Source organism: Acinetobacter wanghuae (assembly GCF_009557235.1).
Classification (GTDB): domain Bacteria; phylum Pseudomonadota; class Gammaproteobacteria; order Pseudomonadales; family Moraxellaceae; genus Acinetobacter; species Acinetobacter wanghuae.
The window spans coordinates 2,750,957-2,767,765 of record NZ_CP045650.1; the positions used below are offsets into that span (position 1 = coordinate 2,750,957).

The 16,809-nt window shown below is 40.1% G+C and carries 17 protein-coding genes; 7 read left to right on the forward strand and 10 right to left on the reverse strand.

The features are described 5' to 3' along the window. Window positions 1-8 precede the first annotated feature (8 nt). Both purE and GFH30_RS13180 read right to left on the reverse strand, forming a co-directional pair. A complete protein-coding gene (gene purE / locus GFH30_RS13175; protein ID WP_153373283.1) occupies window positions 9-521 on the reverse strand; it encodes a 5-(carboxyamino)imidazole ribonucleotide mutase in 513 nt (170 codons plus the stop codon). A gap of 194 nt (window positions 522-715) precedes the next feature. Continuing rightward, window positions 716-1,057 carry a DMT family protein gene (locus GFH30_RS13180; protein WP_153373285.1) on the reverse strand — a complete coding sequence of 114 codons (342 nt, stop codon included), beginning with the start codon at window positions 1,055-1,057 and terminating at the stop codon, window positions 716-718. 230 nt (window positions 1,058-1,287) lie between these two features. Between GFH30_RS13180 and mpl the strand changes: the two genes are divergently transcribed. Further along, window positions 1,288-2,652 (forward strand): UDP-N-acetylmuramate:L-alanyl-gamma-D-glutamyl-meso-diaminopimelate ligase, encoded by a 1,365-nt coding sequence (mpl, locus tag GFH30_RS13185; protein WP_153373287.1) that lies wholly within the window; start codon window positions 1,288-1,290, stop codon window positions 2,650-2,652. Window positions 2,653-3,292: 640 nt separating this feature from the next. Here mpl and GFH30_RS13190 read toward each other — a convergent pair. Further along, window positions 3,293-3,583, reverse strand: a complete 291-nt coding sequence (locus tag GFH30_RS13190; protein ID WP_153373289.1) for a GNAT family N-acetyltransferase — start codon at window positions 3,581-3,583, stop codon at window positions 3,293-3,295. Between the two features lie 246 nt (window positions 3,584-3,829). After that, the gene (locus GFH30_RS13195) at window positions 3,830-4,111 is read right to left on the reverse strand and encodes a GNAT family N-acetyltransferase (protein WP_153373486.1); all 282 of its coding nucleotides are present in this window, start codon (window positions 4,109-4,111) and stop codon (window positions 3,830-3,832) included. 166 nt (window positions 4,112-4,277) lie between these two features. Between GFH30_RS13195 and GFH30_RS13200 the strand changes: the two genes are divergently transcribed. The 5 genes from GFH30_RS13200 to GFH30_RS13220 all read left to right on the forward strand — a co-directional run bounded on the left by GFH30_RS13200 (window position 4,278) and on the right by GFH30_RS13220 (window position 9,797). Then, window positions 4,278-5,471, forward strand: a complete 1,194-nt coding sequence (locus GFH30_RS13200; RefSeq protein WP_153373291.1) for a sugar transporter — start codon at window positions 4,278-4,280, stop codon at window positions 5,469-5,471. Window positions 5,472-6,154: 683 nt separating this feature from the next. After that, window positions 6,155-7,117, forward strand: coding sequence for a TerC family protein (locus tag GFH30_RS13205; RefSeq protein ID WP_153373293.1), 963 nt, complete (start codon window positions 6,155-6,157; stop codon window positions 7,115-7,117). Between the two features lie 185 nt (window positions 7,118-7,302). Then, window positions 7,303-8,628 (forward strand): guanine deaminase, encoded by a 1,326-nt coding sequence (guaD, locus tag GFH30_RS13210; RefSeq protein ID WP_153373295.1) that lies wholly within the window; start codon window positions 7,303-7,305, stop codon window positions 8,626-8,628. Window positions 8,629-8,840: 212 nt separating this feature from the next. Then, entirely contained in the window at window positions 8,841-9,368 is a 528-nt protein-coding gene (gene hpt, locus GFH30_RS13215) for a hypoxanthine phosphoribosyltransferase (protein WP_153373297.1), read from the forward strand. A gap of 171 nt (window positions 9,369-9,539) precedes the next feature. After that, window positions 9,540-9,797 carry a GlsB/YeaQ/YmgE family stress response membrane protein gene (locus GFH30_RS13220; protein ID WP_153373299.1) on the forward strand — a complete coding sequence of 86 codons (258 nt, stop codon included), beginning with the start codon at window positions 9,540-9,542 and terminating at the stop codon, window positions 9,795-9,797. A gap of 82 nt (window positions 9,798-9,879) precedes the next feature. Here the strand turns inward: GFH30_RS13220 and GFH30_RS13225 are convergent, their stop codons facing one another. Continuing rightward, a complete protein-coding gene (locus GFH30_RS13225; RefSeq protein ID WP_153373301.1) occupies window positions 9,880-10,581 on the reverse strand; it encodes a DsbC family protein in 702 nt (233 codons plus the stop codon). Between the two features lie 370 nt (window positions 10,582-10,951). On the opposite strand from GFH30_RS13225, the gene GFH30_RS13230 reads away from it, so the two are divergent. Further along, on the forward strand, window positions 10,952-12,148 hold the full coding sequence (locus GFH30_RS13230) for an MFS transporter (protein ID WP_435370165.1): 1,197 nt from the start codon (window positions 10,952-10,954) through the stop codon (window positions 12,146-12,148). A 26-nt stretch (window positions 12,149-12,174) separates the two neighbouring features. On the opposite strand, the gene mnmE is transcribed toward GFH30_RS13230, so the two are convergent. The 5 genes from mnmE to rpmH form a co-directional block, all read right to left on the reverse strand. Beyond that, on the reverse strand, window positions 12,175-13,530 hold the full coding sequence (mnmE, locus tag GFH30_RS13235) for a tRNA uridine-5-carboxymethylaminomethyl(34) synthesis GTPase MnmE (protein ID WP_153373303.1): 1,356 nt from the start codon (window positions 13,528-13,530) through the stop codon (window positions 12,175-12,177). Between the two features lie 94 nt (window positions 13,531-13,624). Continuing rightward, window positions 13,625-15,391 carry a membrane protein insertase YidC gene (gene yidC / locus GFH30_RS13240; RefSeq protein WP_153373305.1) on the reverse strand — a complete coding sequence of 589 codons (1,767 nt, stop codon included), beginning with the start codon at window positions 15,389-15,391 and terminating at the stop codon, window positions 13,625-13,627. A 5-nt stretch (window positions 15,392-15,396) separates the two neighbouring features. After that, on the reverse strand, window positions 15,397-15,717 hold the full coding sequence (gene yidD / locus GFH30_RS13245; RefSeq protein WP_153373307.1) for a membrane protein insertion efficiency factor YidD: 321 nt from the start codon (window positions 15,715-15,717) through the stop codon (window positions 15,397-15,399). Between the two features lie 9 nt (window positions 15,718-15,726). Continuing rightward, window positions 15,727-16,119, reverse strand: coding sequence for a ribonuclease P protein component (gene rnpA, locus GFH30_RS13250; protein ID WP_153373309.1), 393 nt, complete (start codon window positions 16,117-16,119; stop codon window positions 15,727-15,729). A 29-nt stretch (window positions 16,120-16,148) separates the two neighbouring features. Further along, window positions 16,149-16,283, reverse strand: coding sequence for a 50S ribosomal protein L34 (gene rpmH / locus GFH30_RS13255; protein WP_000831329.1), 135 nt, complete (start codon window positions 16,281-16,283; stop codon window positions 16,149-16,151). Window positions 16,284-16,809: the final 526 nt, after the last annotated feature.

Sequence of the window (16,809 nt, forward strand, 5' to 3'; positions counted from 1 at the left end):
GCGTTGACTTAGGCTTGACCCGGAATGTTTTTGCTTGCCACTTTCTCAGTTTGTGCTGCACGGAAATCTGCGACATTTTTGGCGATGCTAGGGCGTGTCAAACCTAAAATTTGTGCTGCCATAATTGCAGCATTAGTCGCACCTGCAGGACCGATTGCGAGTGTACCGACTGCAATACCAGCAGGCATTTGTACGATTGAAAGCAATGAATCAACACCGTTTAAAATCGATGATTTCACAGGCACACCCAAAACAGGAAGATCAGTCTTCGCGGCACACATGCCCGGTAAATGCGCAGCACCACCAGCACCGGCAATAATCACTTGAATCCCACGCTCACGTGCTGTTTCGGCATATTCAAATAAACGATCTGGAGTACGATGTGCAGAAACCACTTCCGCTTCAAATGGGACACCAAGTTGCTTAAGCATATTGGCAGTGTGTTCGAGCGTTGCCCAGTCTGACTGAGAACCCATGATAATTCCAACGAGAGGAGTGTCTTGTGAAGCGGCCGCATTCATTGCAATGTTTCCAGAGATTAGTTAAGAGAGATAAATCCCGACTAGCGCCAAGCTTTAATAAGAGCCGATATTATAGACTGAAAATTCAACTTCTTAAAATTTAACGGTCAAAGCAAGGCTCGATTTTTATTGTTTTTTTCTACGTTTTTTAAAATATTGCTGAAAAATAGCCGACTAATGTCTGAACACTGCTATTACTGACTTCGGAAGACAAAATACACACATCCACATAGGCACAGTGCCGCCCATACATAGTCTAATTTAAACGGTTGTTTAAACAGGAAAATCATAAATGGAACGAAGACGAGCAGCGTCACCACTTCTTGGGTGATCTTCATTTCTCCGACTGCCCACCCATTTTGAGCCAGTAAACGTGTCGCAGGAATCATCAGACTATATTCAAATAGTGCAATAAACCAACTGAATAAAACTGCCTGCCAAATCGGGGCATCATGCGGTAAAAACTTTAAATGTCCGTACCAAGCCAACGTCATAAAACAATTGGCACAGATTAATAATAAAAGCGGCCACGCCATGAAAATCATCTATCTTTTAAAATGAAAATCTATTTTACGTTGCTTTTAACTTAAACAGTGAATACCCCATCAATTTTTTAAACAGATCAATGCCAAACAATACTGAGAATTTTCCATCACGCTGATGCTATCTTTTCGCTTTAAGCCTTGCTATCGTTGCCTGTAAATCGAATAAATCATGACAACAGCACAAAAACAAAGTGATGTGTCAGCAAAATGGAGTGAAGTCGATGCATCTGCATATCTTGGGCATTTGTGGCACCTTTATGGGCTCGTTGGCATTATTGGCACGCGACCTCGGACATAAGGTGACAGGTTCTGATCAGAACGTTTATCCACCGATGTCGACCCAATTGGAAAGTGCAGGTATCACACTAATGCAAGGCTATGACCGTAGTCATTTACAGCCGCATCCCGATTTAGTGATTGTCGGTAATGCCATGAAACGTGGGATTGATGCGGTAGAATACATGCTGAACGAAGGTCTGCCGTATATTTCAGGACCACAGTTCCTTGCTGACCATGTATTGCAAGGCAAACACGTGTTAGGCGTTGCCGGTACACACGGTAAAACCACAACGACTACGATGCTGGCTTGGGTATTGGATCAAGCAGGGCTTGAACCGGGCTTCTTGATTGGTGGTGTACCGCTTGGTTTTAGTGAAAGTGCACGTCTAGGTGGTGGGAAATTTTTCTGCGTTGAAGCTGATGAATATGATTCTGCGTTCTTCGACAAACGCTCGAAGTTTGTGCATTACCACCCCAAAACCGCGATTTTAAATAACCTTGAATTTGACCATGCCGATATTTTTGATGACTTGGCTGCGATTCAAAAACAGTTCCATCATTTGGTGCGTACGATTCCATCCGAAGGTCGCATTATTGCCCCAATTACTGAAACCAATATTGATGAAGTCTTAGAACAGGGTTGTTGGACACCTGTGGTTCGTACATCTTTAGATGCCAATGAAAAATCTGAACTGTATGCCGAGCAGCTCTCTGAAGATGGTTCACATTTTAAAGTGCTGCAACATGGCGTGGTTAAAGGTGAAGTTCGTTGGAATATGACAGGGCAGCACAGTGTTGCCAATGCCTTAGCGACGATTGCAGCCGCAGAACATGTAGGGGTTTCCATTGAAACAGCATGCCAAGCCTTGTCAAACTTTGGTGGTGTGAAACGCCGTATGGAATTGCTTGATACTGTACGTGGCATCGAAGTTTACGATGACTTTGCTCACCACCCAACTGCGATTGATACCACGCTTGAAGGCGCACGTAAGCGTTTAGGTGAGCGCAAACTGTGGGCGATTATTGAGCCACGCTCAAACACCATGCGTATGGGCAGCCACAAAGATGGCTTAGCACATTCAGCACGTTTAGCCGATGAAGTGATTTGGTATCAACCTGAAGGTCTAGATTGGGACTTACAACCCGTGATTGATGCATCTCCAAATAAAGCCGTCGTTGCGCGTACCTTGGATGAGATCATTCAAACAGTTGTTGATGAAGCAGGCGAGGGCGATGCTGTCGTGATTATGTCGAATGGCGGTTTTGGTGGTTTACATCAAAAGCTGATTACAGCGTTAAAAGCCTAATTTATATATAAGAAAAGAGCCCGCGAAGCGGGCTTTTTTTATTTTTGAAATATCATATTTAAAAAAGAAAGCGATGTATTTTAAGTTTTTTTGCCAATGTCATTGGGTAAGGACTATGTTGTTATAGATGAAAGATCAAAACGTATGCAACTTTTGTTGAATAGTAAAAAATACAAATAAGATATTAAATTCAGCTGTCTAAAAATAAGGGCAAACCTCAGCGAATCTTGCTAAAAGCGATGAGTGTTTTGTCACAATAAAGCTTTATAAAAGTAATAAATCAAGGGGTGAACATTTGCTCAAAGATCTGATCATAACGTTGGTGGTTCTATGCAGCTTTTTCCTACTACTCATTAGCTTGAATTTGTCCGCCCTGTGTATCGGCATCAATTTGTTACTTAGCTCATTATTTGTGAGTTGGTCACTTTCAACATTTGTGCAACATCGCGCATTTTATCAAACAAGTAGCTTACTGATTTTAGCCGTTATTACTTTCTTAAAACCTTATGAAGATATGATTTGGACCTTGCTTGGACTGATCATAGGGCGTTGTATATATAAATTTTTCCAAGCCAATATCTTGCAACAGATCAAATGCAATTTTTTCAAAATTTATAGTAAATATACTCAAAGAAAACGCTTAAAGAATTGATGCATCTACATCTGCTAAGCTCGGATCACGTCTAAATATCACATCGACATATGAACACTGTGGAATAATTTTAAGATGTTTTTCTCGAGCAAAGCTAACCAAGGCATCAAGTAACTGCCGCGCCAAACCTTTCCCACGCAACAGCGGATCAACCCAAGTATGATCAGCAATCATGGTCTGTGCATCACGTTGTTGATAGGTGATTTCAGCAATACGCGCCTGATCGCGCTCAATATAAAACACACCACCATGTTTGGTATTTTGATGTTCAATCTGCATATATCTTATTCCTTATTCATTGAAGCAAAAAGTTAAAACCTCATCGCTACTGTTTACACTTTTATATTCAAAATACCCATTCTTAGGGATAGGCTGCCATATCGCTTTATTCGTATATTAAGATCGAGTTCTGAATAAAAGAAAGCGCATGGATATTTATATTGCACTGATAAGCTTGTTAATTTTATTGGCTATCCTTTGGGGAATTACCTTATTTAAAAACCGTAAGCGTCAAGCATTTAAAGATTAATGCAACACATCTCGAATCTCAGGATCTTTATCAAAGACAGATTTTGCAAAAGGGCAGAGTGGAATAATTTTGACACCTTTTTCACGTGCAAATTTGACTGCTTCATCTAGTAAATAACGTCCCACGTGTTGACCACGTAAACTATCATCCACCCAGGTATGATCAATAATAAACTTATCATCTCCTGCCCATGAATAACTCATTTCAGCCAAACGCTGCTCATTCGGTTCTACATACCATTCGCCTTTGCTACCATTTTCCTGATGTGAAATCTGCATAGTTGTATCTGCTGTCATGTTGTCAGTCATCTCTGAAGATTTGCATATTTTGATTTTTTACACTGTTGGTTTTGTATAAACAAATAAACCATCTTCCGAGCTTAAAGATGTGAATCTAGCAGAATGGCGTATAAAATACCGCCACGTTTTTCTGTATTGATTTGTTATGCCCCAATCTAACACCAAGCCCAACACAACCCGTCAATGGATTTGTGTCATTGCCTTGGCCTGTGCTGCTTTTATTTTTAATACCACTGAATTTATTCCTGTTGCCTTACTGAGTGATATTGGTCGTAGTTTTACCATGTCACCCACCCAAGTCGGACTCATGCTGACGATTTATGCGTGGGTGGTCGCGCTATTATCGTTACCAATGATGCTGCTCACCAAGAACATTGAACGGCGTTTTTTACTGACGGTTTTATTTGGCGTGTTTATTGTGAGCCATGTGCTGTCTTATTTCGCTTGGAGCTTTAGTGTCTTGGTTGTCAGTCGTATCGGCATTGCGATCGCGCATGCTTTATTTTGGTCCATTACCGCATCTTTAGCGATTCGTGTTGCACCTAAAGGCAAAGAGTTCCAAGCACTCGGATTGCTCTCTACGGGTACCGCTATGGCAATGGTCTTGGGTATCCCATTTGGTCGTATGATTGGTGAGGCATATGGTTGGCGTAATAGCTTCGCCCTCATTGCTGTAGTTGCTACAGTGGTCTGCTTAATTTTGGCCAAAACATTACCTTTACTGCCAAGCGTAAATTCTGGTTCGATCAGCAGCTTAAAAAGCTTAATTAAACGTCCGAGCCTAATGCTCATTTTTGCATTAACAGTGATTGTGATCAGTGCGCAATTTACCGCTTATAGTTATATTGAACCCTTTACCTTAACTGTCGCTGAATTTAGTTCTTCACAAACCACGACACTATTACTGATTTATGGTGGCGCAGGTTTTATCGGCTCGTATTTATTCGGTAAATTTGCTCCGCAATTCCCACGTTTAACCATTCCATTATTTACTTGCGGACTAGCCATTTCAATGGCGCTGTTATTGCCACTTTCTCATCATGTGCTTGGTTTAAATGGCTTAAGTATTCTATGGGGTGTAAGCATTATTGGCTTTAGTTTAGCCTTACAAGCCAAATGTTTAAATTTAGCTGCCGATGCAACCGATGTAGCAATGGCAATTTTCTCAGGCTTATACAATGTCGGCATTGGCGGAGGTGCGCTTTTAGGAGGTGTCGTTGCAGCAAATATCGGTCTAAATGGGATTGGTTGGGTCGGCGCAAGCATCGCATGCGTTGGATTTATCTTGACTTTATATTTAGTCAATCGTCATGACTTTTTATCACAAGCGATAAGGTAAGTGAGTATGTATCAGACCATACTCAAAGAATTAGACCTACTCATAAAAACTTTAAAAATATAAGGGCATTAAAACTTCACGTTAGTCTTTGATAGATATTAAGTTTGACTTTGGCCTTTCAAACTTAATATCTCTTGGCCTAGCTGAACAGTTCATATTATAGAGCAATAAATAGCCATATTTTATGTGAAATTGATTACTTTAAAACCAAAAACATTAGTTACAAAAATAATACTATAAGATACAATTAATAACATAATAGTATTTTGAGTTTTTTGAATGGACTTTACAATTATTTTAATATGCATTTTACTCATTATTAGTGTCCTTCTCATTGTTTCTCTAATGAAGGATAGATTTAATGACCCGTTTAGAAAAAGCAATCGGTGATTGAATTTTCTTCAATTCTATGCGACTCTTAGCATCGAATTTTGGATTTAATCCAAATCAAATGAATTTGAACAAGGGGAGTAGCCTCCTCCAAACGTTTAAGAACATTGTTCTAAACGTGTCAGAATATCGTCATTACACTTCTTTTGAAGTCGGTATCTGAGCATTTGCAGTGTTATCACATATAACTGACAAATGTAGGCAAGACCTTGATCATGTTGTTATAGATGTTTTTTCATCTAGCAACTGGTCGAGGTTTTTTTATGGCCAATTGTTAGATGTGGAGGATTCACATGGAAACAATTGGTACGCTTTGGCTGTATCTGGCATTTTTTGGCATCGTACTTGTGATGCTTGTGATCGACTTTTTAGGCTTTAAACAAAAACAAGGTCAGGAAATCAAACTTAAAACCGCAGCGTATTGGAGCATCGCTTGGGTGAGCGTTGCAACTTTATTTGGTGGTGGTTTATGGCTTTACTTGCAACAAACTGCAGGTGTCACGATTGCCAATGCAAAAGTCATGGAATACTTTGCAGGTTATCTCTTAGAAAAATCCTTAGCGATTGATAACGTCTTTGTTTGGCTGATGATCTTTGCTGCATTTGCGATTCCACCCGCTTTACAACGTAAATTGCTGCTCTACGGTGTACTGGGCGCCATTGTTTTACGTACCATTTTTATTTTTATTGGTGCGTGGTTCGTTCAAGAGTTTTCTTGGGTGCTGTATATCTTTGGAGCATTCTTGGTCTATACCGGTTTCAAATTCCTCAAAGGACAAGAAGACGATCCCAATATCGAAGATATGGCAATTTTAAAATGGCTACGTAAGCGTATGCGCATTACACCTACCATGGAAGATGACAAATTCTTCGTTCGTAAAGATGGCTTACTTTGGGTCACGCCGTTGTTCTTGGTTCTGATTTTGGTTGAAGCATCGGATGTGATTTTTGCGGTCGATTCCATTCCTGCCATTTTCGCGGTCACCACCGATCCCTTCATTGTGTTAACCGCAAATTTGATGGCAATTTTAGGTTTGCGCGCAATGTTCTTCTTGCTTTCTGGTGCTGCATCGAAAATGCATTATTTACCTTATGGTCTCGGTATTATTTTATTGTTCATTGGCTTCAAAATGTTGATGCTCGATGTGTTCCATATGCCAATTTGGATTTCCTTAAGCTTTATTGTGCTTGTGCTTGCCATCACCGCATTTTTATCAATTCGACATAGTAAAAAGCATCACGAAACAACACTATAAACATTCTTATTCAATCAAAAGCCTTCCGTTCGGAGGGCTTTTTTAGCTTTGGAATAACCATACTATATAAATGCATGGCAGCAAATTTTGATAAAAAAGGCTCTATTTAAAATCAATACAGCAGGTTTTCATCACAGAACTTCAGGTACAATCAATTGAAAAAATGACAAAGTAAAGGGTTAAAAATGTCTTCTTTAGTTGCAACGACGGCAGTCCGCGGTCGCTTCCTCGATATTCAAAATACGGTTGCCCAAGCGCGTGATATTCACGCCCAAGTGCGCTATGTAGAAGATGGTTTACTCATCACACAAAATGGTAAAATTCAGTGGTTTGGGACATGGCAAGAAGGGCAATATCAACTTTCTCCAAACACCCAGGTTGAGCATTATCCAGAACAACTCATTATTCCCGGTTTCATCGATACACACATTCATTTCCCACAAACCGAAATGGTCGGCGCTTATGGTGAACAGCTTTTAGAATGGCTCAACACCTATACATTCCCCACCGAAATCCAATTTAAAGACCCAGACTATTCAGCGAAAATCGCACAGTTCTTTATCCAAGAATTACTAAAAAATGGTACTACAACTGCACTCGTGTTTTGTACGGTGCATCCTGAATCGGTGAATGCGTTATTTGAAGCAGCCACCGCGCAAAATATGCGTCTGATTGCCGGTAAAGTCTTGATGGACCGTCATGCACCTGAAGCGCTAATGGATACCGCAGACACAGCTTACAGTGAATCTAAAACGTTAATTGAAAAATGGCACGGCAATGGGCGTAATCTGTATGCCATCACGCCTCGTTTTGCTCCGACATCAACTTCTGAACAACTCGAAAAAGCAGGGCAGCTGAAAGCTGAATATCCAGATGTTTATGTGCATACCCATTTAAGTGAAAATAAAAATGAAGTTGCATGGGTGAAAGAACTCTTCCCTGAACGTCAAGGCTACCTCGATGTTTATGACCATTATGGATTAACAGGTTCAAAATCGGTCTTTGCACATTGCGTACATTTAGAAGAAGACGAATGGCAATGTATGCATAAAACTGATTCTGCCATCGCATTTTGCCCAACCTCAAACTTGTTCTTGGGCAGTGGTTTATTCCCATTGAAAAAAGCATGGCAAGCAGGCGTAAAAGTCGGCTTAGGCACAGATATCGGGGCAGGGACGTCATTTAACCAATTACAAACTTTGAATGAAGCCTACAAAGTGCAACAACTTCAAGGTGATAAGCTTTCGGCATTTGAATCGCTTTATCATGCAACCATCGGTGGTGCAAAAGCCTTAAGCTTGGATGATAAACTCGGTAACTTTAATGTCGGAAAAGAAGCAGATTTTGTTGTTTTAGATTTGAATGCAACCGCGTTACAGCAACTGCGTCAGTCCAAAACTAAAAATATAGAAGATGCATTCTTTGCCTTAATGACCCTAGGTGATGATCGCAATATTGCTGCGACTTATATTTATGGACACAAAGCATATGTCAAAAAATCAAGTGACTAAAGGGCAGGGTCGACAACTGCTTTTATTGGCTATTGTGGCGATCGCCACGTTTGGCTTGAAGCGCGATTCGCAAAAACCTAAAAAATGATTACATTTACAGCAAGCAAAATAGGTGCATCTACCCCATGGATGTATTAAAATTGCAGATATAACAGGTGTTGCAAGTCAACGCCTTTTTTATTTTGCTATTTTTACTTTTTAGGTATCTACCCATGACCGTTCAAATGAGCGTAATGATTTCCGCTGAAGAAATTCATGCTAAAGTCAAAGAGCTTGGTGCTCAAATCGATGCACACTATGCCAATAGTGACAAAGAACTTGTGCTCATCGGTTTATTACGCGGTTCAGTGATTTTCATGGCTGACTTATGTCGTGCCATTACAAAGCCTCATGAACTCGACTTCATGACTGTCTCAAGCTACGGCGGTAGTACAGTATCTTCACGTGATGTAAGAATCTTAAAAGATTTGGACGGTGAAATCCGTGGTAAAGATGTATTGGTGGTTGAAGATATTATCGACTCAGGCAATACCTTGAGCAAAGTATTAGAAATTTTAGAAACACGCCAACCTAACTCAATTCAATTATGTACGTTGGTCAGCAAACCTTCACGCCGTGAAATTGAGCTTGATGTGAAATTCCTTGGTTTTGAAGTAGAAGATAAATTTATCGTGGGCTACGGTTTAGACTACGATCAAAAATATCGTCATATCCCATTTATTGGTGAAATTGGTCTTTAAGATCATGTGATAAAAAAAGTGGCTTTATGTCACTTTTTTTATGCCTAAAATTCACTATCAGAATGAACAAAAAAACAACACGACGTTGCAGTAATCCTCTGTTTCAAGAGCCTATTTCCCTTCAAGATGAAATTATCCAAATATATTTTCATGATAATAAGGAGTCTGTTTATGTGGTCAATTATTGTTGCCATTGTTATCGGTTTTATTGCAGGTTTAATCGCACGTGCAATCCATCCGGGGAATGATAAAGCAGGCTTTATTATGACGACCGTTCTCGGGATTGCAGGTTCATTGGTTGCGACCTTTGCAGGACGCGCACTTGGTTTATATTCTGAAGGTTCAGCAGCTGGATTTATCGCATCTGTGATTGGTGCCATTATTATTCTGTTTATCTATAACATGGTCACCAAGAAGAAAACAGTTTAAATATAAAACTTTATTTTTCATTAAAAAAAGCACCTAAAGTGGTGCTTTTTTTAATATCAGGTATTTAAGAAAAATACATCTTTTATAGACCTAATTCTTTAAACATTTTTTCAATTTCTTCAGCAGGGTAGGCACCCATTACTTTAAAGCCATTTGAGAAAATAATGGCAGGGGTTCCGTTTAGATTGAGAGATTTAGCTAAATCGATATTGCGTTGAATCGGGTTAGCACATGTTTTACTGGTTTTCGGTTGCAAACCGCTCACAATTAAATCATGCCATGCTTGAGCCGGATTTTTTTCACAGAACAATTGTTTTGATGGCGCAATAGATTGAGATTTTAACGGCAATACAAAGGTATAAATGGTCACATCATTTAACTTCGCTAGCTCTAACTCAAGTTGTTTACAATATGGGCAATTTGGATCAGAAAAGATCGCAATTTGACGTTTTCCGTTTCCTTTAACCGTTTTTAAAGCATCACTGAACGGTAGTTTTTTCCAATCCACACTATTTTGCTTTAAGACCAAATCACGGGTTAGATTATGCTGATCTTGAATGCGGAGCATTGAGCCCGCGATGATATGTTTAGCATCTTGATTTAAGTAAACCACTTGTCCTTGTATAGAGCCGCTGTAAATACCTTGCATCTCGGTGGTTTGAATATTTTCAATTTTTAAATTTGGACTATTTTTTATTAGATTGGCTTTTACAGTTTCCACATTAGCAGAAGCAAAAGATGACATCAGGGCGGCACATGCCAACAGCATGGTTTTCTTATACATTAATGATTACTCATGATACAGAGGATGATGCTGTTGATTCTAATCTTGAAATCAACAAAGTTAAGCGTGTTTTATGTTTCAGCGACGATAAAAATGAATACTTAGGTTCCACGTGGAACATGCATCGTACTTTAATATTTTCTTTAGACAGTTTTTTTCCTCAAATTTGCATGATAGGAATAAATATCCGAGACAAAGATACCAACATAATCTCAAAATTATTTTTATCTTATTATTCAATTCATTACATAAATAAAAACCAATTCCATGGATTATACATTGATCTCAAAATGATTAACACTTAACCTTGATTTTCAAGATAAAAATGATGATTCAAGTTTTATTGAATCCAAAGCGATAAGTTAAAAATATGAATCAACAATCATGGCAGCCTTTTCTCATGGTCAGCCTCACGCTCATTATGGGAATGATCGGTACTGCTCTTGCAAGTCCACTCTATCCAATTTATCAAGAAGTATGGCAACTCGCACCAAGTCAGATTACCTATATCTTTGTTGCCTATATGTTTGGCTGTTTATCCACTTTACTGTTTTTTGGTCGAACCAGTAACAGTATTGGTTTTCTGAAAACCTTAAAAATTGGCATGTTACTTGTTTGTTTTGGCTTAATTTTATCAATATTCGCACAAGGTGCTATTAGTTTATCCCTCGGTCGATTTGTGATTGGGATTGCATCAGGTCTGATTACGACTTCTGCTTTGGTCGGTTTGATGCACACCATGCCCACAAAATTTCAAGCGGCTTCATCACAAATTATTTCTATTATTACCGTCATTGGTTTCGGTTTAGGACCTTTTGTCGGAGGATTGATTGGTCAATTCTCCAAATATCCTTTAGTGATGCCTTATATTCCAGTCACTATCGGTGCCGTATTGTGTTTTATCGGACTCTGTCGCATGCAAGCGCCTGTATTTAAAGCACAGCCTTTTAGCATGGCACCAAAACTTGAACGACCCAAAGTAGAATTTAATTCCACATTTGCCATTGTAGTCATGACTGCCTTTTGTACCTTTGCTGCGTTTAGTTTATTTGCCTCATTATCGCCGTCTTTTGCACGTGAAGTTTTGCCTTGGCATGGCCCACTCATTACAGGCTCATCCATTACGGTTATTTTGATCGTTTCAGGTCTATCGCAATGGTGTGCCAGACATCTCAAAGCTGTTCATTGCTTGAGTCTGGGATTATTTGGCATGTCGATGAGTCTCATTGTTCTTGCATTGTGTATGTACTTAAAAATCAGTCTCTTATTCTTTATCAGCGCAATACTTTTTGGGATCGGACATGGTATTGCACTCATGGGGGCTTTTGGTTTAATTCAAGTGATGACAGATAGTGCCAACCGTGCTGCTGTGACCTCGACCTATTTATTTTGTGGCTATCTAGGTGCAATTATTCCGATTTTATTGGCAGGTTGGTGTGCAGACCATTATGGTTTAAGTCTGAGTGTCATCCTGTATTGTGTGATTATTGCCACAATCTGTTTTGCTTTATGGTTAACCTTTAAAACCATACTGAAATCAAATGCATTAAAAAAAGCCCTCGATTAAGGGCTTTTTTTAATCTGGTTTAAAAATTACTTTCCAATACAGAATGAGCCGAAGATTTTGCCGAGCAAATCATCTGCACTGAAATCACCGGTAATTTCGCCTAAAGCATTTTGAGCAAGACGCAATGACTCAGCGACCAGTTCACCTGCGTTATAGACGACTAATTGTTCACGTGCTTCCGCCAAATAGATTTGTGTGCGCTTCATTGCGTCCAAATGGCGTGTGCGCGCAATAAAGGTATCTTCTTCAGGTTGGAAGCCTGCATGCGCTGTAATCGCATCTATGAGCGATTGAACACCTGTTTCGAGCTTCGCTGAGACAGTAATGTGACGGAAACCTTTTAAATCACCTATTGCAGCATCGATTCCCGTTAGATCACATTTATTACCAATTAACATTAAGCGTTTTGGTTCAATGTGTTCAGCGAAATATTCTTGAGCCAATTGCAGCGGATCATCACCTTGGCTTAAGTCATACACCAAGAGCAGCAAATCGGCCTGTTCAATTTCCTTGATTGCGCGGCGAATCCCTTCTTTTTCCACAACATCACCGGTTTCACGTAAACCCGCTGTATCGGTGAGGGTCATTGGCAAGCCATTTAAACTGATTTTTTCATGCAGTACATCACGCGTTGTCCCAGCAATATCAGTCACAATAGCGCGTTCAACGCCTGCTAAAGCATTCAGTAAAGATGACTTTCCGGCATTAGGTTTACCTGCAATGACCACTTGTAAACCTTCACGTAGCAATTGCCCCTGACGTGCCGATTGTTGGACTTGGCTGACCGCTGTGGTCACACCATCCAATAATTTTAAGATTTTACCATCCGCTAAAAAGTCGATTTCTTCTTCTGGGAAATCAATCGCGGCTTCCACATGTAAACGCAAATGGATGAGTTGCTCAAGCACCGTATTCACTTTGCTTGAAAATGCGCCTTGCAATGAACGCACGGCAGAACGTGCAGCTGCCTGAGAACTAGCATCAATCAAATCAGCAATGGCTTCTGCTTGAACCAAATCCATTTTGCCATTTTCAAATGCACGCATGGAAAATTCACCGGCTTTGGCTGCCATCGCACCGAGTTCAAGCACGCGTGCGAGCAAGGTATTCTGAATAACAGGTCCACCATGACCTTGGAGTTCCACCACATCTTCGCCCGTAAATGAATGCGGATTAGGGAAGCACAGCACCAAACCTTCATCCATAATTTCGCCTGAGGCATAGTAAAACTTACGGAAACCCGCGAAGCGTGCTTTAGGCAATTCTTGTTGTGTCAGTGCTTGCGCAATGGCATAAGATTTTGGACCGGATAGGCGAATCACACCGACGCCACCACGACCGGGTGGTGTGGCAATTGCAGCAATCGTGGTTCGGTTTTGCATAAAATTCACCTAGAAAAAAACAGAAAATACAGACAAAGAAAAATCCGCCTAAGATTACCATCTTAAGCGGATTTATTCAGCTCATCAGCAAGACTTAGTTTGCTGGGGTCGCTTCATCACGTTTAGCACGATCTTTTTCAACTGATTTGTTGATCAAACTTTGCTGCAAAATGGTAATACTGTTGTTACAGATCCAGTACAAAACCAAGCCCGCAGGGAAGAACAACATAAATACAGTGAAGATGATCGGCATGATCTTGAACACCTTCGCTTGCATTGGATCAGCAGGTTGTGGATTCAACATTTGTTGGATGAACATCGTCGCGCCCATCAACAACGGTAGAATAAACCACGGATCCATAGAAGATAAATCTTGAATCCAGAGCAACCATGGCGCATGACGAAGTTCAACAGACTCCATCAATACCCAATACAATGCTAAGAAAATTGGCATTTGTAGAAGTAACGGTAAGCAACCCGCAAGTGGATTCACTTGTTCACGTTTGTACAATGCCATCATTTCTTGAGAGAAGCGCATACGGTCTTCACCGAATTCTTCTTTCATACGTTGCATTTCAGGTGCAATCACACGCATTTTAGCCATTGAGCGATAGCTCTTCGACGACAATGGCCACAGGATCAGTTTTACTAGAATGGTCAATAAAATAATTGCCCAACCCCAGTTACCCACTAAACCGTGGAAGAATTCAAGACCAACAAATAACAACTTCGCAATTGGCCATAACCAACCGTAATCTACAGTTTGGTTCAAGCCCGCTGCCAAATCTTTTAATTCAGATTGAATTTTAGGACCTGAATAGAACTGCGCATCAATCTCAGCCACAGTACCTGCAGGTACATTAAATGCTGGAGATGTAAAACCAATGATATTCATATCATCAGTTGATTTGCGTGATTCTAATTTCGCTGTATATGCTTCACCATTGGCTTGAGTCAGCTTTAAGTTACCTGGAATCCATGCACTCACGAAGTAATGCTGAACCATAGCAACCCAACCACCTTTCGCTTCAGTAGTTAATTTTTCTTCAACAAAATTGTTGAATTTCAATTTATTGTACTGCTCGTCTGGTGTACCCCATGCGCCGCCAAGGAATGTACCTAGCGTGAAGATACCTTGGTCTGATTTACCTGGATCTTCAGAGTTATCACGTTTGAGCTGACCAAACATTTGACCTTGCCAGTTTTGACCACTGCGGTTCACCACTTTGTGGTTCACAACAACAGGGTATTCACCCGCGGTAAAGTTGAAGGTCTTAATGATCTCGATGCCATCAGCAGTTTTAAGGACTAGAGGAACAGATAAAACTTGAATATCTTTACCGTCTTTACCTTTTGCTGGTTTTGCATCTGCCAATGTATAAGCTGTTTTTTCTAACTCATACGTTGGACGACCATTACGGCTGCTGTCAGGCCCATTTAAGCCCACTAAACCAGATTGAGCGACATAAGTACGTTTTGCATCACTTTCAAGCATAACAAAGGGCTCATCGCTGTCTTTGTTTTTGTCATGATTGAGCAATTCAACACGAACAATATCACCACCTTTTGGACTAATCCAAAGGTGATACAGGTCAGTTTGAACAGAAATAAGCTGTTGACTTACAGGTGCGGTGGCATCCGTAGCTTGCTGTGCTGGCATATTTGCTTGTGGCACATCAGACGCTGCTGTTGCAACGGTCTGACTATTTGGCAGATCTGCAGATACTTCATGCGAAACAACCGCAGCTTCTTGCTGAGGTTTGGTTTCTGCTGTTCCGTAATCTTTTTGCCAAGCCAAAATGAGCAAATATGCGACAACAAACATGGCTCCGAGAATGGCAATCCTGGCCCATTGTTGCATATGTTTTACCCCAAGTGGTTAGAGTGATTTTGGTTCATTAAACGATCACGAAAGGGTACAACAACGTGACGCGTTTGAGAATCTATTTGCTGAAATGAAATAAAACGAATCGCTTTTGGGGGAACAGGGTCAAATCCTGAGCCACCCCACGGATGACAACGGCAAATACGCTTTGTAGCGAGCCACACACCACGTACAGCGCCATGTGTATGGACTGCTTCCAATGAATATTGAGAACAAGTTGGAATATAGCGACAGCGCGGTCCAAGTAAGGGACTGATCGCAATCTGATAGAAACGAATGAACCAATGTAGTAAACGTACCATTGGCTGTCTCTACTTTTGTGGGGAGGGTGCTATTTTTGTATGCTTTTTGGCAAGACGATTAAGCTTCTGCCAAGCAAATTGTAATTGCTCATGCAACTCTGCATTAGTCACTGTATCAATGCCCATTTTTGGCAGAATCACAATGTCTAAGTCATTTAATTGCTGTTGATGCAGGCGAAAACTTTCGCGAGCAAGTCGTTTTACTCTATTTCGTTCGTGTGCGCGGCGCACTTTCTTCTTAGCAACAACTAAACCCAAACGGCTATTGGCCAGTTCGGAAGGTTTTGCAAGAAATAAGAAATGGGGTTGATGCACTTTAAAAAGCGCACCATCAAACACACCTTTATAATCCGCAGCACAGCGTAAACGAACGTCTGTACCGAAGCTATAAAGTTTTGTCATAACACCCAAAATCGACTTAGCGAAACTGATTAAACAGTTAAGCTATGACGACCTTTTGCACGACGGCGAGCTAATACTTGACGACCAGCTTTAGTAGCCATACGAGCACGGAAACCATGAACGCGCTTACGCTTTAATTCAGACGGTTGGAATGTACGTTTCATATCGAAACTCCAAAAAATGATCTTTCTATGAAGGTCCGCGATTTTAGTGCTCATTGCTTGAGCTGTCAATGCAAATCAGATTTTCTTTTTTAGATAGGACTGATATTCAATAAATATGATGAACTTTTCTAGAAAGGTTTTAAATGTCATAAATGGAATTAATCACAAATTAAGTATTTGTTTTAAATAAATTAAATAATTACCAACATGTATATCAACAGAGTTATCCACATAGTTATTATTAGTTCATCTCTGAAACCCTAGATTTAAATTTAAAACACTGCAAATTATCCACAGAAATCTCTTTTGTTATTATTAAATTCAAATTTATAAATTTAAGTATATTACTATTAGGGCGGCTTTTTTCTGTGGAGATGTACATTTTAATATTTTAAATTAATATTTTACACTGTGGATAACATTGTTTTTAATATTCTTATACTTTGTGGATAACTTTATGATATATTTTATCCACAGCATGCGGATAAACTTATCCACATGTGATTTTAAATTTAAATTTATTCAC